This is a genomic window from Pseudomonas typographi, assembly GCF_014694385.1.
Classification (GTDB): domain Bacteria; phylum Pseudomonadota; class Gammaproteobacteria; order Pseudomonadales; family Pseudomonadaceae; genus Aquipseudomonas; species Aquipseudomonas typographi.
This window is the reverse complement of record NZ_JAAOCA010000003.1, coordinates 1-25,207: the sequence shown is the minus strand read 5'-3', so window position 1 is coordinate 25,207 and position 25,207 is coordinate 1. Positions and strand designations below refer to the sequence as shown.

General features: G+C 62.8%; 24 protein-coding genes. 17 read left to right on the top strand and 7 right to left on the bottom strand.

Translation table 11 applies throughout. The annotated features are described in order from the left end of the window. The first annotated feature begins 114 nt into the window (after window positions 1-114). From HAQ05_RS02685 to HAQ05_RS02660, 6 genes are all read left to right on the top strand, one after another. Window positions 115-1,254 carry a WD40/YVTN/BNR-like repeat-containing protein gene (locus tag HAQ05_RS02685; RefSeq protein WP_190417100.1) on the top strand — a complete coding sequence of 380 codons (1,140 nt, stop codon included), beginning with the start codon at window positions 115-117 and terminating at the stop codon, window positions 1,252-1,254. A 35-nt stretch (window positions 1,255-1,289) separates the two neighbouring features. Next, window positions 1,290-3,797, top strand: coding sequence for an efflux RND transporter permease subunit (locus tag HAQ05_RS02680; protein WP_190417098.1), 2,508 nt, complete (start codon window positions 1,290-1,292; stop codon window positions 3,795-3,797). 77 nt (window positions 3,798-3,874) lie between these two features. Beyond that, on the top strand, window positions 3,875-4,846 hold the full coding sequence (locus HAQ05_RS02675; protein ID WP_190417096.1) for a VOC family protein: 972 nt from the start codon (window positions 3,875-3,877) through the stop codon (window positions 4,844-4,846). Next, window positions 4,843-5,658: an enoyl-CoA hydratase/isomerase family protein gene (locus HAQ05_RS02670; RefSeq protein ID WP_190417094.1), complete on the top strand. Its 816-nt coding sequence runs from the start codon at window positions 4,843-4,845 to the stop codon at window positions 5,656-5,658. Before HAQ05_RS02675 ends, HAQ05_RS02670 begins: the two co-directional genes overlap by 4 nt. 37 nt (window positions 5,659-5,695) lie before the next feature. Next, entirely contained in the window at window positions 5,696-6,514 is an 819-nt protein-coding gene (locus HAQ05_RS02665) for an SDR family NAD(P)-dependent oxidoreductase (RefSeq protein WP_190417093.1), read from the top strand. Window positions 6,515-6,577: 63 nt separating this feature from the next. Beyond that, on the top strand, window positions 6,578-8,188 hold the full coding sequence (locus HAQ05_RS02660) for a phytoene desaturase family protein (protein ID WP_190417091.1): 1,611 nt from the start codon (window positions 6,578-6,580) through the stop codon (window positions 8,186-8,188). 8 nt (window positions 8,189-8,196) lie between these two features. On the opposite strand, the gene HAQ05_RS02655 is transcribed toward HAQ05_RS02660, so the two are convergent. Beyond that, window positions 8,197-8,856, bottom strand: a complete 660-nt coding sequence (locus HAQ05_RS02655; RefSeq protein ID WP_338050094.1) for a TetR/AcrR family transcriptional regulator — start codon at window positions 8,854-8,856, stop codon at window positions 8,197-8,199. 360 nt (window positions 8,857-9,216) lie between these two features. Here HAQ05_RS02655 and HAQ05_RS02650 point away from each other — a divergent pair, with 360 nt between their 5' ends. The 5 genes from HAQ05_RS02650 to HAQ05_RS02630 all read left to right on the top strand — a co-directional run bounded on the left by HAQ05_RS02650 (window position 9,217) and on the right by HAQ05_RS02630 (window position 14,172). Continuing rightward, window positions 9,217-10,497 (top strand): cytochrome P450, encoded by a 1,281-nt coding sequence (locus HAQ05_RS02650; protein ID WP_190417088.1) that lies wholly within the window; start codon window positions 9,217-9,219, stop codon window positions 10,495-10,497. Between the two features lie 44 nt (window positions 10,498-10,541). Continuing rightward, on the top strand, window positions 10,542-11,573 hold the full coding sequence (locus HAQ05_RS02645; RefSeq protein WP_190417086.1) for a hypothetical protein: 1,032 nt from the start codon (window positions 10,542-10,544) through the stop codon (window positions 11,571-11,573). 71 nt (window positions 11,574-11,644) lie between these two features. Further along, window positions 11,645-12,433, top strand: a complete 789-nt coding sequence (locus HAQ05_RS02640) for an SDR family NAD(P)-dependent oxidoreductase (RefSeq protein ID WP_190417084.1) — start codon at window positions 11,645-11,647, stop codon at window positions 12,431-12,433. 51 nt (window positions 12,434-12,484) lie between these two features. Then, complete coding sequence (locus HAQ05_RS02635) at window positions 12,485-13,756, top strand: MFS transporter (protein ID WP_190417083.1); 1,272 nt, start codon at window positions 12,485-12,487, stop codon at window positions 13,754-13,756. Between the two features lie 59 nt (window positions 13,757-13,815). Then, a complete protein-coding gene (locus HAQ05_RS02630) occupies window positions 13,816-14,172 on the top strand; it encodes a nuclear transport factor 2 family protein (RefSeq protein ID WP_190417081.1) in 357 nt (118 codons plus the stop codon). A 30-nt stretch (window positions 14,173-14,202) separates the two neighbouring features. On the opposite strand, the gene HAQ05_RS02625 is transcribed toward HAQ05_RS02630, so the two are convergent. Genes HAQ05_RS02625 through HAQ05_RS02610 form a run of 4 tightly spaced genes read right to left on the bottom strand, consistent with a single transcriptional unit; the run spans window position 14,203 to window position 17,963 of the window. After that, window positions 14,203-15,042 carry an oxidoreductase gene (locus HAQ05_RS02625; protein ID WP_190417079.1) on the bottom strand — a complete coding sequence of 280 codons (840 nt, stop codon included), beginning with the start codon at window positions 15,040-15,042 and terminating at the stop codon, window positions 14,203-14,205. A 45-nt stretch (window positions 15,043-15,087) separates the two neighbouring features. Beyond that, window positions 15,088-16,323: an NAD(P)/FAD-dependent oxidoreductase gene (locus HAQ05_RS02620; RefSeq protein WP_190417077.1), complete on the bottom strand. Its 1,236-nt coding sequence runs from the start codon at window positions 16,321-16,323 to the stop codon at window positions 15,088-15,090. Window positions 16,324-16,356: 33 nt separating this feature from the next. Beyond that, a complete protein-coding gene (locus tag HAQ05_RS02615; protein WP_190417075.1) occupies window positions 16,357-16,677 on the bottom strand; it encodes a 2Fe-2S iron-sulfur cluster-binding protein in 321 nt (106 codons plus the stop codon). Between the two features lie 17 nt (window positions 16,678-16,694). Beyond that, complete coding sequence (locus HAQ05_RS02610; RefSeq protein ID WP_190417074.1) at window positions 16,695-17,963, bottom strand: MFS transporter; 1,269 nt, start codon at window positions 17,961-17,963, stop codon at window positions 16,695-16,697. Window positions 17,964-18,276: 313 nt separating this feature from the next. Here HAQ05_RS02610 and HAQ05_RS02605 point away from each other — a divergent pair, with 313 nt between their 5' ends. From HAQ05_RS02605 to HAQ05_RS02580, 6 genes are all read left to right on the top strand, one after another. Beyond that, window positions 18,277-18,501: a ferredoxin gene (locus HAQ05_RS02605; protein WP_190417072.1), complete on the top strand. Its 225-nt coding sequence runs from the start codon at window positions 18,277-18,279 to the stop codon at window positions 18,499-18,501. Window positions 18,502-18,561: 60 nt separating this feature from the next. Beyond that, the gene (locus HAQ05_RS02600) at window positions 18,562-19,323 is read left to right on the top strand and encodes an SDR family NAD(P)-dependent oxidoreductase (protein WP_190417070.1); all 762 of its coding nucleotides are present in this window, start codon (window positions 18,562-18,564) and stop codon (window positions 19,321-19,323) included. Between the two features lie 60 nt (window positions 19,324-19,383). Then, window positions 19,384-20,325 carry a VOC family protein gene (locus HAQ05_RS02595; RefSeq protein WP_190417068.1) on the top strand — a complete coding sequence of 314 codons (942 nt, stop codon included), beginning with the start codon at window positions 19,384-19,386 and terminating at the stop codon, window positions 20,323-20,325. A gap of 1 nt (window position 20,326) precedes the next feature. Further along, complete coding sequence (locus tag HAQ05_RS02590; RefSeq protein WP_190417482.1) at window positions 20,327-21,208, top strand: fumarylacetoacetate hydrolase family protein; 882 nt, start codon at window positions 20,327-20,329, stop codon at window positions 21,206-21,208. Then, on the top strand, window positions 21,205-22,836 hold the full coding sequence (locus HAQ05_RS02585; RefSeq protein ID WP_190417066.1) for an MFS transporter: 1,632 nt from the start codon (window positions 21,205-21,207) through the stop codon (window positions 22,834-22,836). Before HAQ05_RS02590 ends, HAQ05_RS02585 begins: the two co-directional genes overlap by 4 nt. Before the next feature lie 83 nt (window positions 22,837-22,919). After that, complete coding sequence (locus HAQ05_RS02580; RefSeq protein ID WP_190417065.1) at window positions 22,920-23,714, top strand: IclR family transcriptional regulator; 795 nt, start codon at window positions 22,920-22,922, stop codon at window positions 23,712-23,714. 26 nt (window positions 23,715-23,740) lie between these two features. On the opposite strand, the gene HAQ05_RS02575 is transcribed toward HAQ05_RS02580, so the two are convergent. Together HAQ05_RS02575 and HAQ05_RS02570 are read right to left on the bottom strand one after the other, a co-directional pair. Then, on the bottom strand, window positions 23,741-24,931 hold the full coding sequence (locus tag HAQ05_RS02575; protein ID WP_190417063.1) for a thiolase family protein: 1,191 nt from the start codon (window positions 24,929-24,931) through the stop codon (window positions 23,741-23,743). Next, window positions 24,931-25,206, bottom strand: coding sequence for a Zn-ribbon domain-containing OB-fold protein (locus HAQ05_RS02570; protein WP_338050093.1), 276 nt, complete (start codon window positions 25,204-25,206; stop codon window positions 24,931-24,933). The genes HAQ05_RS02575 and HAQ05_RS02570 overlap by 1 nt, the downstream gene beginning before the upstream one ends. Window position 25,207: the final 1 nt, after the last annotated feature.

Below are 25,207 nucleotides of genomic sequence, written 5' to 3'. Positions count from 1 at the left end.
GGCCTGGCAAGCCTGCGTGCCGACAACGGCGGGGGCTAACGGTGCCGGGCCGGTATTGCGAACGAGTGGCTGTCCGCTGCTCAGTAACAAACGCTTTGGTTGAGGATAAAAATAATGACCAGCCCCTGCCTTCAATGGGTTCAACAGATCAGCGAGCCACGCCCCGGTGTAAGGCGGGGTGTTCTGGCATTGTGCGCGGCACTGCTGTGGTCTGCGCAGGCTTTTTCAGCGACTGCCGTTCGCGGTATCGACCCGCTGCTGGAGCCGGCACCGAACGCCAACCTCAGCTTGCCGGCGACACTGTTGGGGGTGGCGCAGGCGGGGGATACGCTGGTTGGCGTAGGTTTACATGGGCTGATCCAGCGCTCCAGCGATGGCGGCAAGCGCTGGCAACAAGTGCCCAGCCCGGTTTCCAGCGACCTGGTTCAGGTGCGTTTCAGCGATGCGCGCAACGGTTGGATCGTTGGCCACGATTCCCTGCTGCTACACAGTGACGACGGCGGTGCGAGTTGGAAGGTACAGCTCGACGGCCGCTCACTACTGGCCCTCTTGCGCCATAGCTATGGGGAACGCGCCGGCAAGGGCGACACCACCGCGCAGGACCTGCTCGCTGAGCTCGATCTGGCGATGACCACATCGGCCACCCCCGACGTGCTCGCCGCGCCTTTTCTCGATGTGCTGTTCGACGCCAACGGCACCGGCTTCGTGGTCGGCGCCTTCGGCATGATCCTGCGCAGCAGCGACTTCGGTGCCAGTTGGGAGCCCTGGGTGGAGCGCAGCGACAACGGCCGAAGTATGCATCTTTATGGCCTGGCCGAACACGGCGGCATCTTTTACGTCAGTGGCGAACAGGGGTTGCTGATGCGCTTGGACACCGCGGCGCAACGCTTCGTACAGGTTCAAACGCCCTACAACGGCACCTACTTTGGTGTGCGCGCCATGGACGGCCTGCTGCTTGCCTATGGCCTGCGCGGAAACCTGTTCGCCAGCCGCGACGACGGCCAGACGTGGAAAAAGGTCGAAACGGGATTGAATTCGAGCCTGGTCAGCACGGTGGAGCAGGGTGGCCGGCTGATCGTGATCAGCCAAAGCGGGGAGATGGTCAGCCTCGACCGCCACAGCCTGGCGGTTATCCGCTTGCAAACCGAGCGCGGCGCAGATGTGTACGGAGCCAGTACGACCGGTAACGCCAGTGAAGTGCTGGTGGCGGGGTTTGCCGGCGTCAAGGTCATCCAGATCGCCAGGGCGGATTGAATCCGCCGGTACGATCCTTCAGCGAGAAAGCAGAAATGGTTGAGCAAAAGTACAACAGCGGAATGCCGGTGATCCAGGACCCGCGCGACTTCGACAAGTCGTCGGGCGGGCTACTCGAACGCGTGGTGTTCAACAACCGCATTCTCGTGGTCGTTGCCTGCGTGCTCGCCACCCTGGTGCTAGGTTTCTTCGCTACCCGGCTGCAAGTGAACGCCAGTTTCGAGAAGATGATTCCGAGTTCCAGCCCTTATATCAAGAACTACCTGGCCTATAAGAACCAGCTGCCTGGCCTGGGTAACAGCATTCGCGTGGTGGTCGAGAACAAAACCGGCGACATCTACGACCCCGAGTACCTTCAGGCGCTGCAGAAGGTCAACGATACGCTGTACTTGATTCCTGGCGTCGATCGCTCCTGGATGAAGTCGCTGTGGATGCCGATCGTGCGCTGGAAGGAGGTCACCGAGGAGGGTATCGATGGCGGCGCGGTGATGCCAGCCGACTACGACGGCAGCCCGGCAACGATCGACGCACTGCGTCGTAATATCGCCCGTGCCGGTATCGTCGGTAGCTTGGTGGGCAACGATGGTAAGTCCAGCATGATCGTGGCCCCACTGTTGGATATGAATCCGCAGACCGGCGCAGCGCTGGACTATGGTGACTTTTCGCACCAGTTGGAAGACAAGATCCGTGCCCTGCAAAGCGACAAGATCGGCATCCATATCGTCGGCTTCAGCAAGCTGGTCGGCGATCTGATCGACGGGCTCTACGCCGTGATGCTGTTCTTCGGCGTATCGGTGGTGATCGCCGGGGTATTTGTTTACCTCTATACACGCTGCCTGCGCAGCACCTTGCTGCTGCTCGGCGTGGCGGTGGCCGGGGTGGTCTGGCTGCTGGGCCTGATGCAACTGCTCGGCTACGAGCTCGATCCCTACTCGATCCTGGTGCCCTTTCTGATCTTCGCCATTGGCATTTCCCATGGCACCCAGAAGATGAACGGCATCCTCCAAGACATCGGCCGCGGCACACACAAATACGTTGCGGCACGGTACACCTTCCGCCGGCTGTTTCTCACCGGGCTCACCGCGCTGCTAACCAACATCGTCGGCTTCGCCGTACTGGTGATCATCGACATCCCGGTGATACGTGACCTGGCACTGACGACGAGCATCGGCGTCGCCGTGCTGATCTTTACCAAACTGCTGCTGATCCCGGTCGCACTGTCCTATCTCGGCGTCAGCAAAAAGGCCGCCCGCATCGCCATCGAGAAGGACCGGGCCGGTGCCGAGAACCGTGGGTTCCTTGGCCATTTGTGGCACGGGCTGGACCATTTCACCGAGCGGCGCTGGGCGACCCTGGTGATTACCCTGTCGCTGCTGGTCACGGCCGCCGGGACCTGGGTGATGCTCGGGCTCAAAGTGGGCGACCTCGACCCGGGCGCGCCGGAGCTGCGCGCCGAGTCGCGGTACAACCGCGACAATGCCTTTATCTCGGCGAACTACGGGTTATCCAGTGACCAGTTCGTGGTCATCGTGAAGACCGCCGAAGACAGTTGTCGGCTCTACCAATCGCTGCAGGCGATGGACCTGCTGGCGTTCAAACTGCGGCAGACAGCCGGCGTGCAGACCACCAGCTCGCTGGCTGAAACCACGCGTTTCATTACCTCCGCAATGGCCGAAGGCAGCGGCAAATGGCTGACCATCAGCCGTGACCAGGCGATCACCAACTCCTCGGTGGACGCCGCGATGGTTTCGTCGCCGGGCATCACCAACCAGCAATGTTCGGTCACCCCACTGATCGCCTACCTCGCCGATCACAAGGCCGACACCCTAACGCGTGTGCTTGCCGTGGCCGAGCGTTTCGCCAAGGAGCACAACACGCCCGCCGATGCCGAGCACCCCGAGGAGTTTCTTCTGGCGGCTGGCAATGCCGGGATCGAGGCGGCAACCAATATCGAAGTGGAAAAGGGCATCGTGACCATGTACCTCGCCGTCTATGGTGCTACCGCGTTGCTCTGCCTGTTGACGTTCCGCAGTTGGCGGGCGGCGATCGTCGCACTGATCCCGCTGCTGATGACCACGATCATCTGCAAGGCCTTGATGGTCTGGCTGGGCATCGGTTTGAAGGTGGCCACGCTACCGGTTATCGCCGTCGGTGTCGGCGTCGGTGTCGACTACGCGCTTTATCTGCTCAGCGTTCAACTGGCGGTGCAGGAGCGCGGCGGCAGCCTCCTGGTCGCCTATCGCCGTTCGTTGGATTTCACCGGGCGGGTAGTGGCGCTGGTCGGCTTGACCATGGCCGCCGGCGTGGTGACCTGGGTCTGGTCGCCGATCAAGTTCCAGGCCGACATGGGCATCCTGCTGACCTTCATGTTCCTCTGGAACATGCTCGGCGCCTTGGTGTTGATACCCTCGCTGTCGCACTTTCTGCTCAACCCCAAGACCACCGATGGCGCCCACGAGGCGGGGCTGCTGGCCGGTGCGGTGCCGGTGCCGCACGAGCCATCGCGGGCAAAGGAAAACAGCAAAGCGCTCAGCGCTCATTGATCGGCCCGGCGCTGGGCGCCGTGGTTCTTGCGTTTACGCTCCGGCCGCCTGGGCCGGCTATTGAAGGGGAGAGGGGTATGTTCGAATTGCTGTTGAGTGCCGACATGATGGTGCCGGACCCGGACGCAATGACCGAGAAACTGGTGGGCAAGCTCGGTATTTTCAAGCACGAGCGCTGGCGCCAGGCGTTCGACAATCATCCGTACATCGCACACTTTCTGCGCGTACACAAATCCCTGGCGGTAGCGCCAACGCGCATCGAGCCGCAGTGGCACCTGGATCGCCCGAATCCCGGCGATCCGCTGTTCCACGATTTCCTCGAAAGCCTGAAGGCGTTTCAGGGGCGCCATCGGCCGATGATCACCCACTCGATCGTGCTGGCTTTGCATGGCGATAAGTTCGATGCACTGGTGTCCAAGCTGATGAGCCGCCGCTTGCCATTCCGCATGGCGCAACGTACGCCGGAGATGCCCTTCGACCGCCTTTGGTTGGGGGCCACGCCGGAAAACCCTTACTACGATCCGTCGGTAGACGGTGGCCTGTGCATCGAGATCATGCCCACCGAGCCGCTGCAAATGCCGGCGGAAACCTACCAGTTGCCGGCGGCGAAACCACGCGATGCAAGCCCCGGCGATATGGTGCGGGTGACGGCGCGGGGCTTTCTGGTGCGTAATTTGGATGAAACCCTGCGCAAGGTGGCCAGCAACCTTGACTGGGAACCCAGCACGGCGGTGGAGAATATCCGTAGCGAAGGTTACCGCCGTGCGCGCATGGGCTTCACCGTGCCCAACAGCGCGACCCTCGATGTGCTGGAGGCAACCTACTGGAACACCGATGCCGGCCACTGCCTGAACAACTGGGGGCCGGGCCCTTATTACATCCGCATCGGCGTCAACGACCTTGCCGCCAAGGCCGAGGACTTGCGCGCGCGCGGCACGATGTTCAAGTGGATTGACTCGTGCGAAGCGGTTGATGGCCGGCCACTGATAAAAATCGATCCGAAGGCGCTGGATGGCCAGGTGTTCGAGTTCGAGGAGTGCCAGGGATGAGCGCCAACAAGGACCAGCGATCTTTGATCGTCAACGACGCGGTACGTGTCGAATGCGCTGCCGCGGTGGGCTGGATCGTGCTGACCCGGCCCGGCCAGATCAATGCGATCAACGATGCCATTCGCCAGGGGGTGCCGCAGGCGCTCGCGCTGCTCGACAAAGACCCGCAGATACGCGTCATCGTCATTCGTGGGGAGGGCGAACGTGGTTTTTGCGCGGGCGCCGACATCAAGGAGCGGCGCGGCGTGGAAACTTCGTTGCAGGTGCGCCAGCGCATGGAGGGTTCGCGCTGGATCGAAGCGCTGGACCGCGTCGCCAAACCCGTGATCGCTGCGATTCACGGTTATTGCATGGGCGGTGGGCTGGAACTTGCCTTGGCCTGCGACATCCGTTTCGCCACCGCCGATGCCGTATTCGCCTTGCCTGAAACGGGCCTGGGGCTGATCCCTGGCGGGGGCGGAACACAGCGCTTGGTACGTGTCGTGGCGCCGGGGAGGGCGCTGGACATGCTCCTCACCGGCGACCGCGTGCCGGCCGAGCAGGCCCTTCAGATTGGCCTGGTCAGCCGCCTGGCCAGCGAGCCAAAGAATCTGCTCGACGAAGTGGGCGCCTTCGCCTTGCGGATTGCCGCCAAGCCGCCTGCCGCGTCCGCGTTCGTCAAACAGGCCGCGCGGGCGGCATTGGAGATGGACCTGAAGAGTGGGTTGAATCTGGAACTGGACTTGTTCGCCTTGCTGGCGACAACCCAGGATGTGAAGGAAGCGGCGCTGGCCTTTAGCGAGCGCCGCGAGCCGCGCTTTACCGGCGAGTGAAAGGCTGGCCCCTAATAATTACAACAGGTGAGCAAACATGAGCACAGGAAAACTCGCGGGCCGGGTAGCCGTCGTCACCGGCTCGGGCAATGGCCTGGGTGCCGAATGCGCCAGGGTGCTGGCTGAGTTGGGCGCCCGTGTCGTGGTCGTCGATATCGACGGCGAAGCGGCGGCGACCGTTACCGACGCATTGGTCGCCAGCGGCGCCCAGGCGATGGCGGTGTGCACGGACGTTTCCTCGGAAGACGCGGTGCAAGCGATGATCGCCGAGGTCAAGGCACGCTTCGGCCGCCTCGATGTGTTGCACAACAACGCCGCCGTACTGGGGGCCGAACAGCGCAACCGGGACCGCGACCTGGCTAACCTCGACATGCAGGCCTGGGACCGCGCCATCGCCGTGAACCTTCGCGGTGCGGTGCTCTGTACCAAGCATGCCATCCCCCTGATGCTCGAGCAGGGCAAGGGCTCGATCATCTTCGCCACGTCCGGGCTGGGCATGCAGGGCGACATGTCGCTGACCGGCTACGCCACCTCCAAGGCCGCGCTGATGATGCTGCCCAAACTGGTCGCTGCGCAGTACGGTAAACGCGGTATCCGGGGTAACGCCATACAGATCGGCCTGGCGCCGCAGCACCCACTGCCCGAGGCGCTGCTGGACATCATGCGTGACAATCATTGCACGCCGGAACTCGGCACGCCCCGGCAGATCGCCGATGTGGTGGCCTTCCTCGCCTCTGACGAATCGGCCTTCGTCACCGGTACCACGCTGGTGGCAGACGGCGGTTTTAGCAGCCATACGCCCTCGCTGGTGGCGATGCGCGCGCTGTTCGAGAAGCTGGGCCGCAGCGGCCTATAAAAGGCGGCGAGTGTGCCGCCTTTGCCCACTCACGGGCGCCGATATTCGAGACGGAAAAGGTCGATGAACACTGATCAAGCGATGAAAAGCGCCAACACCGGGTTCGACGTTATCGTCGTCGGCGGCGGCACCAATGGGTTGTCGGCGGGTTGTTATCTGGGGATGGAAGGCAAGAAAGTCCTGCTACTCGAAGCGCTGGAAAAGGTCGGAGGGATGGCGTCTTCGGGCTACCTGATCCCGGAGGCGCCTCTGCATCTGGTACATCCTTGCGCCCTGGACATGATGTCGATGCGTGTGCACGCCCAGGTGCCAATAGAGCTGCAATTGGACCGTCACGGTTTCCGCTCGGTCGAACTGACGCCCGGCTATGTATACCTGCATCCAGACGGCAGCTCGCTGGTCTTCTGGCGCGACCGCGAGAGAACCGCTGCTGAGATACGCCGCTACAGTGCTAATGACGCACAAGCCTTCTTGGCGTTCATGGGGGTCATCGATATGTTCCTCGATATAGCCCTGCCGATGATGCGGGTTGACCCTGCCCGAACCAACCTGGGCGCCAAGCTCAAGCTGGTTGCAACGGCCCTGAAACACCGCAAGCTCAAACCCGAACTGATGGCGTTGATGACCGGCTCAGCGCACCAGGCTGCCCGCGAGCGCTTCGAACATCCGGTGACGGTTTCGGCGATGTGTGCTTTGACCGGGCTGGCGGGTGACATCAGTGCCGATGGCGGCGGCATCTATTACGCACTGCTGGGCTTTCTGCACCGTTTCGGTGTCGGCCGGGTCGTGGGTGGCATGCAGCAGTTGAGCAACGCGATGCGTGCGCGCCTGGAGGAACTGGGTGGCGAGGTGATCACCTCGGCCACGGTGACCGAGATCGTGTCCAGGCAGGGGCAGGTCGAGGGGGTTCGGCTCGCTGATGGTCGACAGTTCAGCGCACGGGCGGTGATCGCCGGCTGCCATCCGAAAGTGGCCCTGGAGATGGTCAGCGAAGGTGAAATACCCAGGCAACTGTTGACCCGCATTGCCATGGCACCAGCCAATGCCAAGGGGTCGGGGCCGTTGAAGATTGACCTGGCGCTGGATGGGCAGATCGCAGTGCCGCGTTTTGAGGCCGCACGCGGCGACGGCCTGGACCTGCGCAAGGCGTGCTTGTTAATCGGTACCGAAGAAGCTGTGCTGGAGAATTTTTCCGCCTGCGCACGCGGCGAGATCCCCCGTTTGCCCTATATCACCACGGCGGCGCCGAGCGCGGTAGATCCATCGCAGGCACCCGAGGGGCAAGATGTGCTCTATATTTATCCGCCAGTGATGCCGGTCAATCCGCGCGAGGGTTGGGATGCGGTGCGCGAACGTGTAGCGGACCAGGTGGTCGAGCAGTTGTCGGCCTACGTCGACGGTATCCAAGGCCATGTGCTGGGGCGCTGGATCGAGGCGGCGCCGGACTTCACCGCCCGCCTGAACACGGTGAATGGCTGCGTGGTCCACATCGACACCACCTCACTTCGCTCGAGCACGATGCGGCCGGCCTATGGGCTGGGCGGTGATACGTTGCCTGTCGCTGGCCTTTACCTGGGCAGCGCGGGTATCCACCCCGGCGGCGGCGTGAACGGCATGGCCGGGCGGCTGGCAGCCAAACGCGTCAACGCCTACCTGCGCAAGCCCGCCAAATGAAGACACCCCTACGCAGAGCCCCCGGTGTTGTTTTTCCCGCCGGCGATGCTTGCCAGCACCCACTGCGCCGAATACTCACGCCAGGTGGCCATGCCCTCGGCGGACTCGGTATCGAGCCCGGTCAGCGCCGACACCGAATAGCGGTTGGTAAACCAGCCCGAGGTGAGCAGGGCGGCGCTGGCGAGCAACAGCCTTGGATTGATATCCGGCCTGAATTCGCCACTGAGCGCCCCGCGCTTGAGGATGCTGTCAAGCTTCTCGATCAGCGCCGGCGCCAACTCCAGGAAGCGGTTGCGCGGCGTCTGGTGGCTGTGGTGGTAGCGGATGCCTTCCAGCGCCAGGTCACCGAGCAAGGGGTCGTCGCGGTACTGATCGAAGAAGTGATTGAGCATCGCCCGCAGCGCGGCCGGGGGCGCCAGCGATTCGACGTTGAGGCCGACCAGCTCGGACATGATGGTTTCCGAGGACTCGTCGAGCACTGCCACGAACAGCCCGTCCTTCGAGCCATAGTAGTGGTAGACCAACTGCTTGGTGATCCCGGCATCGCGGGCGATGTCCTCGACCCTCGCGCCTGCCAGGCCTTTGCTGGCGAACTCCACCCGGGCGGCCGCCAGCAGCCGCTTGAGGGTGTTGCGTTTGCCGGGTTCAGCGTGATCCAAACGTTTCACCGTGGTGTTTTCCTTGTTCTGGCGGTTTCCCGGGGGCCCCATCGTTTTACTCCGGGTCAAACGAATCGGGCAACGCACCCGCGCGATCCCGATACCATTCGAACACCAGGGCGGGCGCGTTTGCGATGTCGCCGCCTAACCCCTGTGGCCTTCGCATCGAATTCCCGAACCTAGGGGCAGTCTTGATGCGGCAAACCATAAAAACAAGAGAAACGCGCATGGCATCAGCATCCTCAGCGGCCCTTAGCGGCCTGATCGAACCTACTGAGTCGACTGTTCAGTCGTTTTCGCCACAGCCCACGGGCGCGGCGCCGGCTGCTGCGTGTTTCGTGACCCTGACGTCAGGACAAGGAGATCATCATGGGTAACGACAGTGCTGCACTGGACCTGGAAACGGCCTACTCGGCCGTCTCGGAAACCTACCGCGGCGCGGCGGACCTCGACATCCACGCGATGTGCCGACAGATGCGCCATGACTCGCCGATCTACGAAGGGGATTTCGTCGCCCGCTTCGGCGTGCCGACCAACGCCGGCCTGCAGGCCGGAACCCGACCGACCTTTGCCTTATTCAAGTACCAGGACGTGCTCGCCGTTCTGCGCGACGGTACCCGGTTCACCAACGGCTTCATCGCCGAGGGCCTCGGTGCGTTCTTCGATGGCCTGATCATTCTCGCCATGGACGGCGAGCAGCACCGCCGGGTGCGCGCGTTGTTGCAACCGGCGTTCATGCCGGAAACCGTGAACAAGTGGCGCGACAAGATCGATGAAGTGATCCGCAAGGACTTTCTCGAGCCCATGGTTGTGAAGAAGAAGGCCGATCTGATGGAGTTCGGCCTGGAGTTTCCGATCCGCGAGATGTACGCGCTGATGGGCTTTCCTTCCGATGACCCAAGCAAATACCGACAGTATGCCGCCTGGGCGTTGGCAATGGTCGGCGGCAACCAGATCGACCCGGCCAAAGCGCCGGAGGCGCGGCGTGTGGCCGGCGTCGCGGTGAAGTCGCTGTACGACGCGATCAAGGCAGTCGTGGTCCAGCGCCGTGCCGATGGCAGCACCGGCGATGACCTGATTGGCCGCCTGCTGCGCGCCGAGTACGAAGGCAAAACGCTGGATGATCATGAGGTCGCTACGTTCGTGCGCTCGTTGTTGCCGGCAGCGGGGGAAACAACCACCCGCACCTTCAGCTCGATCATGACCCTGCTGTTCAGCACGCCTGGGCTGCTGCAACGGATCAAAGCCGATCGCAGCCTGATCCCGAAACTGATCGATGAAGCCGTGCGCTACGAGCCAGTGGCTACGTTCAAGGTCCGCGAGGCTTCCGAGGACGTGGAGATCCGCGGCGTGAAGATCCCCAAAGGCGCTTTCGTGCAATGCCTGGTGGTGTCTGCCAACCGGGACGAGGACGCGTTCGACAACCCCGATGTGTTCGATATCGATCGCAAAACAAAACCGTCGTTCGGCTTCGGTTTTGGCCCGCACATGTGCATTGGCCAGTTCGTTGCCAAAGTCGAACTGAACTGCGCGATCAATGCGATCCTCGACCTGTTCCCGAATGTGCGCCTTGACCCTGATCAGCCGGCCCCGGTCATTAGCGGCGCTCAACTGCGCGGCGCCCGTTCGATTCCGGTGATCTGGGACTGATTCGCCGGCCTTGCGTGCTCCTATTACAACAAGAGAGACATTCCATGAAGACATTCAAGACGATCCCCGAACGTGGGGACTTCGGGTTCCAGCAATTGGTCGGTCCGCAGAAGGTGACCGGCGCTTCGATGGGTGGGAGCCGAGGCTTCTTCGGTTTGCAACTGAGCAAGAGTGCGCCATTCGGATCGGTACGCGACGCGCAAGGCAATATCTACTCGTTCGTGCGCTCATTGATGGCCCCGACCGGCACCCCGAACCCAACCAAGTTCTTTTACCTGAACAACCATGTGGACGGTAAACACCTGCGCATGGATCACGAAAAGATGGCGAAGCAGGCACTGACTCCGCTGCCGGTGCAGACCCTCGAAGGCGATACCGTACGCTGGGCCAGCCAGCCCGGCGAGGCGGGCAACGGCTGGGAAATCACCGCCAACAGCGAGCGCGTGACCTGGAAAGAAGAGGGCCTGTTCAACCTTGAGGGCCGCCTGCTCGGCCCCGGCCTGCAGTGGTATCTGCCCGGCGTCGAGTGGGGCACCTTTTACGTCTCGCAACTGTGGGACATCGCCGGAGTCTGCGAAGGCAAACCGGTGAAGGGCGCGATGGCGCTCGACCAGTTCTACATGGCCGAAGGCGGCGCCATCCATTTCAAGAAAGACCTGGTGGTGAACAACAACAAGCATGTCATCTGGTGGTCCTTCGTGACCGTATACAAGGACGGCACCTGGGACATCGGTTCATTCATGGTCGGCCACGACCACCTCGGTTACGCGATCTTCAGCAACGAAAAGGGCGAGGTGCGGGTCACGACCGACATCGAGGGCCAGACGCACCACAAAGACGGCAGCTATTTTCTCGAATCGGCGAAGATCGTTCTGGAGGGTAAGGAACAATGGGAGTTCCTCCCCGATGCCAAGGGCGAAATGATCGACTTCGTCGGTGGCTTCCCGATCACTGCCCAGCAAGAAGGGCGCTGGCGCCGGGTCGGGGACACCCGTGAGCCGTCACACTGGCTCGGTTGGGGCGAGTCGGACCGGCGCAACGGTTCGGCCCGCAACGTCCCCGGTAACGACCTTTAGCACGCCAACAGCGCCGGCGGGGGCGCCAGGCCGCCGGCCTGTTCGAATAACAACAAGAAGAGGCAACAGCCATGCGTTTCAAAGACAAGGTGGTGCTGGTCACCGGTGCCGGACGGGGCATGGGGCGTGCGATTGCCCTGGCTTATGCGAAGGAGGGCGCTCGGGTCGTGGTTTCGGCGCGTACATCGATTTTTGGCGAGCAAACCATTTCCCAGATTGTCGCCCTCGGCGGCGAAGCCTGCCTGGCAGGCGGTGATATCGCCGATCGCGAATCGATCAGGGCGATGGTCGAACGGGGGGTAGAGGTGTTCGGTGCGCTGGATATCGTCGTGCACTGTGCGGCCGATGCGCCACACGGGCTTATCGTCGACACCTCCGACGAGACCTTCGATCACCTCGTGCGCAGCAATATCCAGTCGCTGTTCTGGTTGGCCAAGGATGCTGCGCCACATCTGTCCAAAGCCACGGATAAGGGCCGGCTGATCTACATCTCCTCCGGTGAGGCGAACCGAAAGTACACGCCGAGGCTTATTCCCTATGGCGCCAGCAAGGCGTTCATGAACGCGTTCGCCCGCGGGCTGGCGGTGGAGTTTGGAGCCCTGAACATCCTGGTCAACGTGGTCGAGCCGGGGCTCATTGGCACCGACCGGATGAACGAAGCACTGGGTGAGGCGCTGCCGCACAAGCTGGCCGCGCACTTTCCAGTAGCACGCCTTGGGCAGTCTCAGGACATCGCCTCGGCGGTACTGTTCCTGACCTCTAACGAGGCGTCATACATCACCGGTACCTCGTTGTTGGTGGACGGCGGCGCGACCATGGTCGCCCTGCCGCCCATGGAAGACATCCTCAAAGATCACTGACCGCAGAACCGCGCCCCGCAACCTCAGCGCGGGGCGCCAGGAGACGTTCTCATGTCCACGGTAGTTCCCCCGCAGCGCAAGGCTGCCAATGACTTCAGCGAATTCCGCCGCGGCTGGCGCATTGTTCTGCTTGGCCTGGCCGGCATCTGCAGCAGCATCACTGTCGCGTTGTTGTACGGCTTCGGTACCATGGTGATTCCACTGGAGCAGGCTTTCGGTTGGAGCCGTGGCGACCTGCAGGCCTCCATCACCTTTCTGTTTGCCGGGGTGGCGTTGTCCACCCAGATGGTGGGCCCCTTGTACCGCCGCTACGGGTTGAGAAAGGTGGCGATCACGTGCGTCGTGTTACAGGTGATCGGCTATGTGGCGATCACCCGCATCGAGCACTCCATTGGCTGGTTGTACCTGGCGTTCTTCGCCATGCCGATCGTCTGTTCGGGGACCATCGCCATCACCTGGACGCAACTGATCAATCTCTGGTTCGAGCGCAACCGCGGCCTTGCCCTGGCGGTGATCCTCTGCGGTACCGGATTGATGGCCATGATTCTGCCGCCCTTATTGGCCCGGCTAATCGCGCAGTTTGGCTGGCAGGCCGGCTTCCTGACGCTGGCGGCCATGCCGCTGTTAGTCACGCTGCCGATGGCATTGCTGTGGCTGCGCCTGCCCAGCGAGGTGGCGACGGCCGCCGCGCAAAAGGATGAGACCGAGTCGCTGCCGGGCTTGAGCTTGCGCCAGGCGCTGCGCTCCTGGGTGTACTGGGGTTTCAATGCTGCGCTGATCCTGTCGGTGTGCCTGATTGTCGGCATGGTCACCAACCTGGTGCCGATGCTGCAGGGCAGGGGGCTTTCGGCGCAGGCGGCGAGCCAGATATTCAGCAGTTTCGGCATTTCCATCATCGCCGGGCGCCTGCTCGTGGGTTACCTGCTGGATCGCTATCCACCTACCGTGGTGGCTGCCATCAGCCTTGTTCTGCCGGCGATCGGCTGCTCCATCTTGCTCTTCGCCCACTCACAGAACCCAGCGTTGCTGGTGCTCGCCACGCTCAGCGTCGGCGCCAGCGCCGGGGCGGAGTTCGACCTGGCGGCGTTCCTTATGGCGCGCTATTTCGGCTTACGTGATTATGCGCGGATATTCGGCCTGCACTTGGCCTTGATTACCATCATTTCTGGCTTGGTACCGTTATTTTTCGGCCATCTCTACCAGGCCTACGGCGGTTACTCCGGGGTGCTGGTGTGCTGCCTGGCGTGTGCGTTGATCGGCCCGGCGATCCTACTCTGGTTGAGGCTGGCCCCGACCATGGCGGCGCGCCAGCAACACGCTTGAAGCAACACCTCAAACGGGCGCCTGCAGCCGCCCCTCTTTAGCACGCACCAGGAGACACCATGAGTAATGAGTCTAAAGCGGCGATCGAACACTTCCTGCATGGCCAGATCGAATGCTGGAACAACGGCGATAAGGAAGGCTTCTTCGCGCACTACCGCAGCCTCACGCCGAGCGGCCTGAGCATCGAATTCGTCGGCCGGCCGATACCGACCAACCCCTGGGAAATACTCGAGGCGATGTGGGACCAGCAGCAACCACGCACGCGTGTCGAAGTCAGGGAAACGATCATCACCGACGAGGAGGCCGCTTGCTACCACTTCAATGCACGGCGTGACGGCAGTGGTGGCATCGAGACCATCGAGCTGTACCGCTTCGACGGCGGCAAGTTGTGGGTACGCTATTTCATCAAGAACTAGCTGAAGCGCAGCTTCAATTGAGCGCTGTGCTTAAGCGCTCAAACCGTCTGTGCTTCGCGAAAGCCCCTGCCATTGATCCAGTTCGGCGGCCGAGCGCTTGAGCTTGTCGGTGGCGACCTTCAAGGCGTCTGAACCCGCAGCGAAGTGCAGTGGCGGTAGGGCGCTGGCGGCCAGCGTCAGCAACGCTTCGCCCAGCTTGAGCGGGTCACCGGCTTGCTGATGGTTGCCGGCCGCCGCGCTGGCTTTGACCTTCGCAGTGAACGCTGCGTAGTCGCCGAGGTTGCGGCCACCGAATTGCGCGGAGCTAGCATCGAGGAAGTCGGTGCGAAAGCCACCCGGCTCGACGGCGGTGACATGAATGCCGAACTGCGCCACTTCTTGGGATAGCGCCTCGGAAAAGCCCGCTACGGCGAACTTCGACGCGCAGTAGAGTGCCGCGCCCCCCATTCCGGCGAGCCCGGCGACCGATGAGATGTTGAACACATGGCCGCTGCGTTGCTGGCGCATCACCGGAAGCACCGCGCGGCACAGGTTGAAGACGCCGAATACGTTGGTGGCGAACTGTTTGTCGGCGTCTTCCGGGCGGTTCTCCTCGAACGGCGCCAACTGGCCATAGCCTGCGTTGTTCACCAGCACATCGACCCTGCCGAAGCGCTGCAGGGCCGCTTCCACAGCGCGGGCGCCGGCCGCTTCATCGGTCACGTCCAGGTGCAACGCCAGCACCCGCTCCGGCGCTTGGTCTAGTAGCCGCTGCAACGCCTCGAGGCGGCGGCTGCTGACCACTAGATTGTGCCCCGCCGCCAGCGCCGCTTCAGCGATGCCGGCGCCTAGGCCGCGGGCAGCGCCGGTGATGAACCAGGTTTCAGCCATGCCAAGCGTCCTCTGCGGGGGCCCTGGAAGGTGGGCGAGTGGGTTTCAGTCGCGGTTCGCCGCTTCCCAGGCCTTCAAGTCGAAACCCGGCGCGGCGGCCTCTGCGGCGCTCAAGCGGGCTGGCCGGGCGAGTATTTTGCGCGCTGCCATGTGGTCGCCGACACGATTGCAGGATTCCACCGCCACGAGCTGGCCGCCACGGAAGCACAGCACGGAAAGCTGCTGGGCCTGGGGCGAGCCCAACAGCACGCTGCTGTCGTAGCCTGCCGACAGCCCGGCAATTTGCAGTTTCAAGTCACCCTGGTCGGTCCAGAACCATGGCAACGCGGAGTAGGGCGTGGGCTTACCCACCAGCCGGGCTGCGAGGGTGCGTGCCTGGTCGACGGCGTTCTGCACGGACTCCAACCGTGTGGGCTGCTCACCGTTGTGCAGGCAGGGAAAGCAGGCGACATCGCCCAGTGCCGATATCTGCGGGTCGGACGTCAGCAGGTAGGTGTCGACCTTGACGCCGTTCTCGATCTCCAGCCCGGCTTCGGTGGCGATCTGTGCATTGGGTATCACGCCGATACCGAACACCACCAAATCAGCGGGCAGGCGGCGGCCGTCCGACGTCACTACCGCGCAAGCCCGGCCGTTGTCGCCCTCGATGCTGGCCAGCCCCTGGAGAAAATCGAAATGTACCCCCCAGCCTTCATGGGCCGTGCGGAACAGCTCGGACATCTCCCGGGAGACGGCGCGCGCCATAGGCCGGTCGCCGAGTTCGAGTACATGAACGTTGGCGCCCAGCGCGGCGGCCACAGCCGCGAACTCCAAGCCGATGAACCCGGCACCGACCACCACCACGTTACGTGCGGCCTTGGCCAATGGCGCCAAGGCATCGGCATCCGCTTTGGTCTTGATCCCGAACACGCCACTGTGATGGGCGCCAGGCACCGGCAACGGCCGGTTGTGCGCCCCGGTCGCCAGTACCAGATGGTCATAGCTGGCAACCCCGCCCCCGGCGAGCAATACCCGGCGGTTCAGCCGGTCGATGGCGGTGGCCTTGTCGTGGACCAGGTCGATGCGCTGCGCCATGAAAAATTCAGCCGACCGGAACAGCAGATTGGGCTCGCTGATCTTACCCAGCAGGTAAGCCTTCGACAGCGGTGGGCGCTGATAGGGCAAGCCGGGCTCATCGCCGATCAGGGTAATGCGACCGTCATAACCCTCCTGGCGCAACGAAGCGGCAACTTGGAATCCGGCTTGTCCAGCACCGACGATGACCACCGAGGCAAGTGACATGGCATCTCCTTTTCGCTATCGCGTTGTGCGCATTTAGAACTGCGACTCGGGCAGGCGCAGCACCAGGCCGTCCATCTCTGCAGTGATCCACAACTGGCAGGTCAAACGGCTGGTGTCACGCCGCTCGAAGGCGTAGTCGAGCATGTCCGATTCACTACCTTCGGCTTCTGGTAGGCGGCCCACCCAGGCCTCATCCACATAGCAGTGGCAGGTGGCGCAGGCGCAAGCACCGCCGCAGTCGGCGGGGATCCCCGGGACCGAGGCGAACGTGGCGGCCTGCATGACAGACTGGCCAATGTCGCCGTGCACGTGATGCTCGGTTCCGTTGTGTTCGATGAAGGTCAGCGTGGGCATGGTCTTTCCTTGAGTAGTCAGGAGTGGGCCGCGATAGCCGGCGATGCGAAGCGTGGCACCCGGCCGAGTGTCAACAGAAGCAGCGGGCCTATCACGCAGCAGGCCAGGGAATACACCAGCATCGCGCTGTAAGACCCGGTGCGCGACAGCAGCAAGGCGAACAGCAGCGGCGCCAGCGCTGAGGCGACGGTGTTGAGCCCCTGATGAACGCCGAACAAGCGGCCGTACTCGCGCAAACCGAAATAGCGGGCTACCAGAAAGGCGGCGATATCGAATTCGGCACCGGCGCCGAAGCCAACCAGTACCGCCGCCAGCATCAGTGGGCCGAATTCCAGGGTGCCGCTGAGGTAGATGAAACAGCCGAGCGCCGGCAGCCCCAGGCTGAACGCGGAAACCGCCGGCGGCCAGAGCCGGTCGAGCAAATAGCCGATCAGCATCCGCCCGAAGATCAGCGAGAGCCCAAAGCCGCTGAAGATCAAATTGGCTTCTGCCGCGCTCAGCCCCTTGGCCTGCAGCATCGGCACGGTACTGGTGACCATGCCGACGATGGACGAGATCACCAGCGATAATGCCAGATTACAGGTCCAGAACTTCAGCGAGCCCATGCCTTCGCGAAAGCTCATGCCCGGCAGGCCGACCAGTTCGGCGCCTTTTGCCGCCCTGCTACCCTGGCCGGCACCCGGCAATTTGAACCAGATCAGGGCCAAGGGAACAAGCAACAGCAGGTTGAGTAGGGCGAGGATGATAAAAGCCGCACGCCAGTCCCAGTGCTCGATGCCCCAGGCCAGCAACCGGGGAATGGTCGCTGCGGTCAGGCCCGTGCCGGAAAGCCCAATGGCCAGTGCGAGGCCACGGTTACGGTCGTACCACAGGCTGAGCAACTGCGTCCAGGTCACCGCCAGTGCACCCATGCCAATGATCGGCAACACCGCAAAAGCGATGTACAACGACCCGATGGAAGCCGTTAATTGCGTGGTGGCCAGGTAGCCGGCGCTAAGCAGCAGCAAAGAGATCAGGGTGACCCGTTTCATGCCGTAGCGCAGGTTGAACCAGCCCACCAGTTGCAGCGACACGACGGCGCCACCGAACAGAAAGGTAATGCTTGCCTGCAGCTCGCTTTTGCTCCAGCCAAAGGCCTGCTCCAGCGGCACGACCAGGGTGCCGAAGCCGTAAAGCAAGGCCGCGTTGATGCTGATGGCGACACCGACCACCGCTAGGATGAGCACCTTCCACGCTTGGCGGAACTCACTCAGGTCGATTGCCGCTTCGCTTTTCGAAGAGGTCATGGATTGGCTTCCTTATTGGTTTTGTCGAGCCAAGCACTGCGCGCCACCCTTCGGCAGTTGCCAGGGTATGCAAGGATTACTTTATGTACATATTTTTAGTTACTGTCAATATAAGGTTTTATGAAATCCCCCCGTTCGGTAGATTTAGCCGTTTCTTGGGCTGATTTTTCAATCGATCGCTGCGCCTAACAAGGCAGAACCGTCGGTTTTTTGGGGCCTAGACAGCAGGCCTGAGGTTTTTTTTCGATCAACGTTTACACATGTTATAAAACTGTTCATTATCGTCTCAACTGAACCTGATAAGGAGAAAATAATGAGTTCAGAAAAAGCGCAATTTCGTGCGGTGGCCGACCGTAGCCGCTGCTGTGGCTATGGCCTGTGCGCTGCGGTGTGCCCGAGCATCTACAAACTCGATGCCGATGGTTTGGTCTACCTGGATGATGACCCGGTACCACCGGAGCTCGAGGAGGACGCCCGCGAAGGCGCGGCTGCCTGCCCCGCCGAGGCCATTTGGCTCGAACCGATCACACCTGAATAAGGCTCTGCCTGAGTTTCCTATCTAAAATCTCAGGGCATGAATAGGCCAAAGGAGGATGTGATGACGGGTCGTCTGGAAGGAAAGGTTGCGCTGATCACCGGCACCGGTGGCGGGCAAGGGCGCGTTGCGGCGCTGCGTTTCGCCGCTGAGGGCGCCATCGTGGTCGGCTGCGACTTCAATGGGGCAGCCCATGAGGACACCGCCGAACAGATGCGCGCCGCAGGTTTCAGGTTGTATGGGGCGGGGGCGGTCGACCTCGGCGATCATCAGCAAGCCAAAGCCTGGGTAGAGGCCGCGGTGGCCGAACACGGCCGTATCGACATCCTGTACAACAATGCGTCCGCAGCGCGCTTTGGGCCGGTGGCCGAGCTCTCGGTAGAGGACTGGCACTACACCCTCCGCAACGAAATAGACCTGTTGTTCTACACCACCAAATACGCGTGGCATCACTTGGCCGAGCAGCGCGGGGTGATCATCAATGTGTCCTCGACGGCCGCCTGGGGCGGGTCCAAGGTTGCAGGGCTGTGCGCCCATGCAGCGGCGAAGGGCGCGGTGGTTTCCTTTACACGGCAGTTGGCGGTGGAAGGGGCGCCGGTCGGTATCCGTGCCGTCAGCCTCAGCCCCGGGTTCGTCGCAACGCCCGGGACCCGGGCCTTCCTCGACGACCCCAAGGCGCGGGCTGCGCTACTCGACGGTGTATTGATGGATCGCCCCGGCGAACCGGAAGAGGTGGTAGCGATGGCAGTGTTCGTCGCCTCCAGTGAGGCCTCATTCATTACTGGTTCTGACTTCGTCATCGACGGCGGTCTGCTTGCGGTCTAGCCTCCAATGCGGGGTATCGGCCCCGCGACGAATCACATCTAACAATAAAAAGGTGATCCCATGGACATCATTGGCATCGGTTATCTGGGCTTCGAAACTCCCGAACTAGACGCGTGGCGCGAGTATGGGCCGCAGGTGATGGGCTTCGCTAAAGGGCGCAATCCGGACAGCGATCCCGACTCACTGTATTTCAAGATCGACGATCGTCGCCATCGCTTTGCCTTTCATCCCGGCGCGGTCGACCGGCTGAGTTATATCGGCTGGGAAGCGCTGGGCAGGCTGGCGTTCGAAGACGCCCTGAAGCGATTCACCGCGGCCGGGGTCGAGTTCGTACGCGGCGATGCCGAGCTGTGCGAAAAGCGTGGTGTACGCGAGCTGGTGTGTTTCCGGGACCCGGTCGGCTATCGCCACGAGCTGTTTTACGCACAGAAATGGACGCCGCGATCCTTCATTCCCGGGCGCCCCCACGGCGGCTTTTTGGCCAACGAGCGAGGCGCCGGGCACATCGTGCTCATCACCCCGGAATACGGCCCGGAACTGGAGCATTTTCTGGTCAACGTGATGGGCTTCAGTTGGTACGGCGCCGGTGCCGGCAAGGGGCGCACCGGCTTCTTTCGCTCGAAGCTCAACCACCATACCAGCCACGATATCGCCTACGGCCATAGCCCGGGGCGGATGGGTGTGCAGCATGTCGGGGTGTTCGTGAACAGTATCCGCGACGTGGGTGAAACCTATGACATCGTTCGCACGCGTGAACTGCCCATGATGATGACCCTCGGCCAGCATACGCAAGACCCGCACCTGTCGTTCTATCACTTCACGCCTTCGGGCTTCGCGTTCGAGACCATTGCCGAGATCGAGCCCTGGCAGGGCGACCCCTTCGAGCTCAATCCGGAACGCCTTAGCCTGTGGGGCCACGAGATGGTCGGGCCGGTTCTCGGGCTTAGCGTGAAAACCCCAGCCGAGGTGCTGGATGCGCAGTACCTGGGAGGTAAAGCCTGAGATGCGCCTGGCGCGTGTGGCATGTGCTGGCGAAGTGTTCTGGGCCGCGCTCGAGGGTGATGACCATCTAAGACATATTCGCGCACCTTTCGATCGTTGGGCTGGGCTGCTTGCCGCGCGGGGCGCCGAGGTGCTCGACTTGGCTGCGGAACCCATCGCGCTGGCTGGGTGCCGCTTGTTACCTCCGCTGGAACCCGGCGCGCGGGCATTCGGCATAGGGCTGAACTACCTCAGCCACCTGGAACGCCTGGGAAGCCAGGCGCCCGCCCATAGCCTGGGTTACATCAAGCCGGCGTCGGCGCTGATCGGTGCTTACGACGAAATAGGCTATCCGCCGCTGACCCGCGAACTCGACTACGAGGTCGAACTGGTCGCCGTGTTGGCGCGGCCGCTGGGCGAGGAGCCCCGCGCCAGCGCCTGCCTGTTGGGCTACACGGTAGGCAATGACATCAGTGCCCGCGACGCCGGCCGGCAGATCGCGCGGCTTGACCTGCTGACGCAGAAGGCGATGGACCGGACCACGCCGGTAGGCCCGTGGATCGTTACCCTTGACGAGTTCGGTGGCGCGGGCCAGCCGGCATTGGAGATCAGCCTGAGCGTAAACGGTGAAAGGCGGCAGTTGGACAACACCCGGCAGATGATCTTTGGCATCGACGAATTGCTCAATTATGTAGACGCGCGCATCACACTGCAGCCGGGCGACCTGCTGTTCACCGGCTCCAGCCACGGCGTTGGGCTGGAAAGCGGGCGCTTCCTCGAACCCGGCGATACCGTCGAAGCGCGGATAGAAGGCATCGGCCGCTTGTGCAACCGCGTAGGCGCGCGGCGCCGCCTGCCTGCTGCCCGCAGCGTCGGGCGCCTCGGAATGCCGGTCGGCCCATGAGTCACGATACGGACCACGCGCCCGCGACCGGCAACGCCGTGGCGACCGATTCAGCGCCGTTCTGGGCACCGTTGCGGCACAAGGTGTTCGTCGGCCTATGGCTTGCCTGCGCGGCGGCCAACATGGCGATCTGGATGCAAACGGTGGGGGCCGCCTGGATCATGACCTTGTTGTCGGCGTCGCCCTTGATGGTCTCGCTGGTGCAAACGGCGATCACCCTGCCCGTGTTCCTTTTTGGCCTGCCCGGCGGCGTACTCGCAGATCGCATGGATACTCGGCGCCTGCTGTTGCTCACCCAATCCACTGTACTCGTCGCTGCTGCGGTGCTTTGTGTGTTGGCTTACTATGGGCTGCTGCAGGCCTGGTCGCTGCTGCTGTTTACCTTCGTGCTGGGTACCGGAAGCGCGCTGGGAATGTCTGCCTGGATGGTCACCGTGGTCGGCGTGCTCCCGCGCGAGCAGGTGCCGGCGGCGGTTTCGCTCAACGGTATTTCGATCAATGCTACCCGTGCGCTCGGCCCAGCCCTCGCGGGGGCGCTGATCGCCGGGTGGAACGCCGCCTCGGTGTTCCTGGCGATTGTGCTGTGCATGGCCGGCGTGATCGGTTTTATCTTTCGCCTGTCGCCAAAGGTACGGCCGGAGGGCTTGCCCCCGGAGACGCTGGCCGGCGGGATGCGCAGCGGCTTGCGCTACATACGCCATTCGGCGGTGCTGTTCAGCGCGCTCAAGCAAGTGTTCGTTTTCACCAGTTGCGCCAGCGCGCTCTGGGCTTTGCTGCCGTTGGTGGCCAAGGATGAATTGGCCATGGACGCGGGCGGTTACGGCTTGCTGATGGCGTTCCTCGGTGCCGGTGCGGTGTTCGCCGCACTCAACCTGACCCAAGTGTACCGCCGTTTCCCGCTGCGCCGCGTGATAGTCGCCGGCGCCTTCGCTTTCGCTGCCGCCACGCTGGCCGCGGCGCTGTCCCACAATCGCCTGGTGGTCTGCGCCATGCTGCTGTTCGCTGGCATGGGCTGGATGGCGGTGAATGCCACGGTCTCCACGGTGGTACAGACCTATGCGGCCAATTGGGTCCGGGCACGGGTTGCCTCGGTTTACTTGCTGATGCTGATGGGCGCGATGGCGTTGGGAGGGGCGATCTGGGGCGCCCTTGCGCAATACCTTGGTCTGCAGTACAGCCTGCTGCTGTCGGCGCTGAGCATTCTTCTAGGGTTGCTGCTGACCCGCAACGGCCCCATCGAAATGGGCCGCGAGGCCGATTTTGCCGATGCGCAGCAAACTGACAAGCCACTGCTCAGCGTACCGGTGGCACATGAGGAGGGGCCGGTGTCGGTGGAGATCAGCTATGAGGTGAAGTCGGCTCAACGTCGCGAGTTCCTCGATATCGTCTATGCCGTCGGTAAGGCGCGGCGCCGCAACGGGGCGCAGAACTGGAGGCTGTATCGGGATATCGGCGAAGTGGATCACTACGTCGAGCGATTCATCGTGGCCTCCTGGCTGGATTACCTGCGCCAGCATGCGCGCCTTACGCTGGCCGATCAGGCCAATGAAAGGCAACTGCTGCGCTATCGCTGCGAAGCGCGCGCACCGCGGCGTTACCTCTATCAACCACCGAACGAAAAAAACTGACGGTTACCATACGAAACTACAGGCACCTTTTTATTCTCTGTATAGAATGCCCGCTATAGTAAGCCGGCTTATCGGAAATTTGCATGGAGACCACCGACGTTTTGGAAAGCAACGATCATCGCAAAGCGACCACTGCGGTCATCGTCAAGCCGGTTTCCAATGCCATCAGAATCCTGCGACATCTGAGCCAGGCTGGAGCGCCCGAGCGTTCAGTGGATATCGCCCGCCAGCTCGGCATCAACCCAAGCACGTGCTTCAATATATTACGCACCCTGCTGCAAGAGGATGTCGTCGATTTTAATCCGATGTCGAAGCGCTATTCGGCAGGCCTGGGGCTGGCCCGGCTGGTCGAGCAGTTGGTCACACAAGGCCAGCGGGTTCAACTGGCCAAGCCACTGCTACAGAATCTCGCCGCGCGCCAGCGGGTCACCATTACCCTTTGGCGGCGCATAGGACCGGATCGCATTGTTATTGTCAGCTCGGCCGCCAGCCCCGCAGACGTGCGCATCGACATGGCCGAGGGGCAGCGCCTGCCCTTGCTGATGGGGGCCAGCGGGCGCCTGTTCGCGACCCAGGTTGACTTGAACGACCCCCAAGTCCGCGGCGGATTCGACAATATCCGTTGGTCCCGGCCGTTGGCATTCGACGATTACGTAGAGGAGGTGCGCCTGGCGACCGAAAGGGGCTGGGCGACCGATGACGGGCATTTCTCGGTAGGCATCATGGCCATCGCCGCACCGGTCTATTCACCTTCGGGCAGCATCGAGTTCACTGTGTCCGCGGTGATGTTTCGCGGCCAGCGCGACGACGCGGGTATCGCCGAGCTGGGCGCAGCGCTGGTCGAGTTCTGCACGGAGCTGACCAGCGTACTGTTTTGAGCACCAGGCTGAAGCGCGCCGGGCAATTACTCCTTCACCAGCAGCAGGCTGCCGCCGAGTGGCCCGCCCCCTGCAGCGACGGCGCAAACACGGTTATCCACCAGTTGCCTGCCTTGCGCGCGCCCCCATAGCTGCAGGCAGGCCTCATGGACGTAGCCCAGGCCGTGCGTGCGCCCGCCGGACAACTGGCCGCCGTTGGTGTTGATCGGTAGCGGGCCGCCCAGCGCGATGCGCCTGCCGCCCTCGACGAACGCGCCGCTCTCGCCGACCGGGCACAGCCCCAGTGCCTCCAGCCAGATCATCGTGAGGATCGAGAAGCCGTCATACAGCTGTGCGCAGTCGACATCCTCGGGCCGGTAGTCAGTGCGCGCCCACATCATCCTGCCCACGTCGAAGGCCGCCATTTGGGTCAGGGATATCTGGTCCCACGACCATGGTTGGTTCAGCGCGGCACCGATGGATTCGATGCGGATCGGCGCGTTGCGTGTGTCCCGCGCGGCGTCGCGGCGCGACAGCACGATGGCGGTCGAGGCATCGCAGTGCACGTCGCAGTCGAACATGCGTAGCGGCGTGGAGATCACCCGCGAGGCCATATAGTCATCCAAGGTCATCGGCGTGCGATAGATCGCCTTGGGGTTGCTCATGGCGTTCTGCCGGCAGGTGAGGGCGATCTGCGCCAACTGTTCGGGGCGGGTGCCGTATTCGTGAAAATGCCGTTGTGCGTAAAGCGCCATCAGGTTCACCCCAGACAGCACGTTGAACGGTGTAAACCATTGCCAGGCGTAGCTGCTGTCACGGCCCTGGGTCTTGTTGGTCAGCGCACCGCCTTGTTTGCTCGTCAGGCGCGCCGATGCCTCGCTGATGGTGCGGAACACCAGCACATGGCGGCATAGGCCGGCAGCAATGGCCATGGCCCCGTTGATCACCCCGGCGAGTGGCCCTGGCCCTTCGTAGCCGCCGCCGAACCAGTTAACGTTAAGCCCCAGGGCGCTTTTTAGCGCGCTGGGGCCCACGGGGGAGAAGGGGTCGCCGTTGTTGTTGTCCCCGGGCCAGCAGGCCACGCCGTCTATGTCGGAGCGCTCCAGGCCGGCGTCGGCGATGGCTTCCAGGCAGGCATCCAGCGTCAAGCGCAGGGCAGGCTTCGATGCCGGCCGGCCGACTTCCGACTGGCCGATCCCGGTGATGGCCACATCTTTCTCGTAGCGCTGAGCGAGCATCATTGGTCCCTTTCGAAAAGTGGTAGCCAGACATCCTCGATATTCAGGAAGCGCACGTGGACCGGCATGTCGATATGCACCTGCAGCGGGTCCATACCCACCACATTGCTGACAAAGCGCAACCCCGGTTGCTCGGCCAACTCGATGATGGCCACCACGTAGGGGACCTCCAGCTCGGCTACCCAAGGTTGGTAGTTAACGGTGTAGCTGACCACTTTCCCACGGCCGGACACCGCGCGGGGCGCCACCTCGAAGCTGGCGCAGTGGGGGCAGATG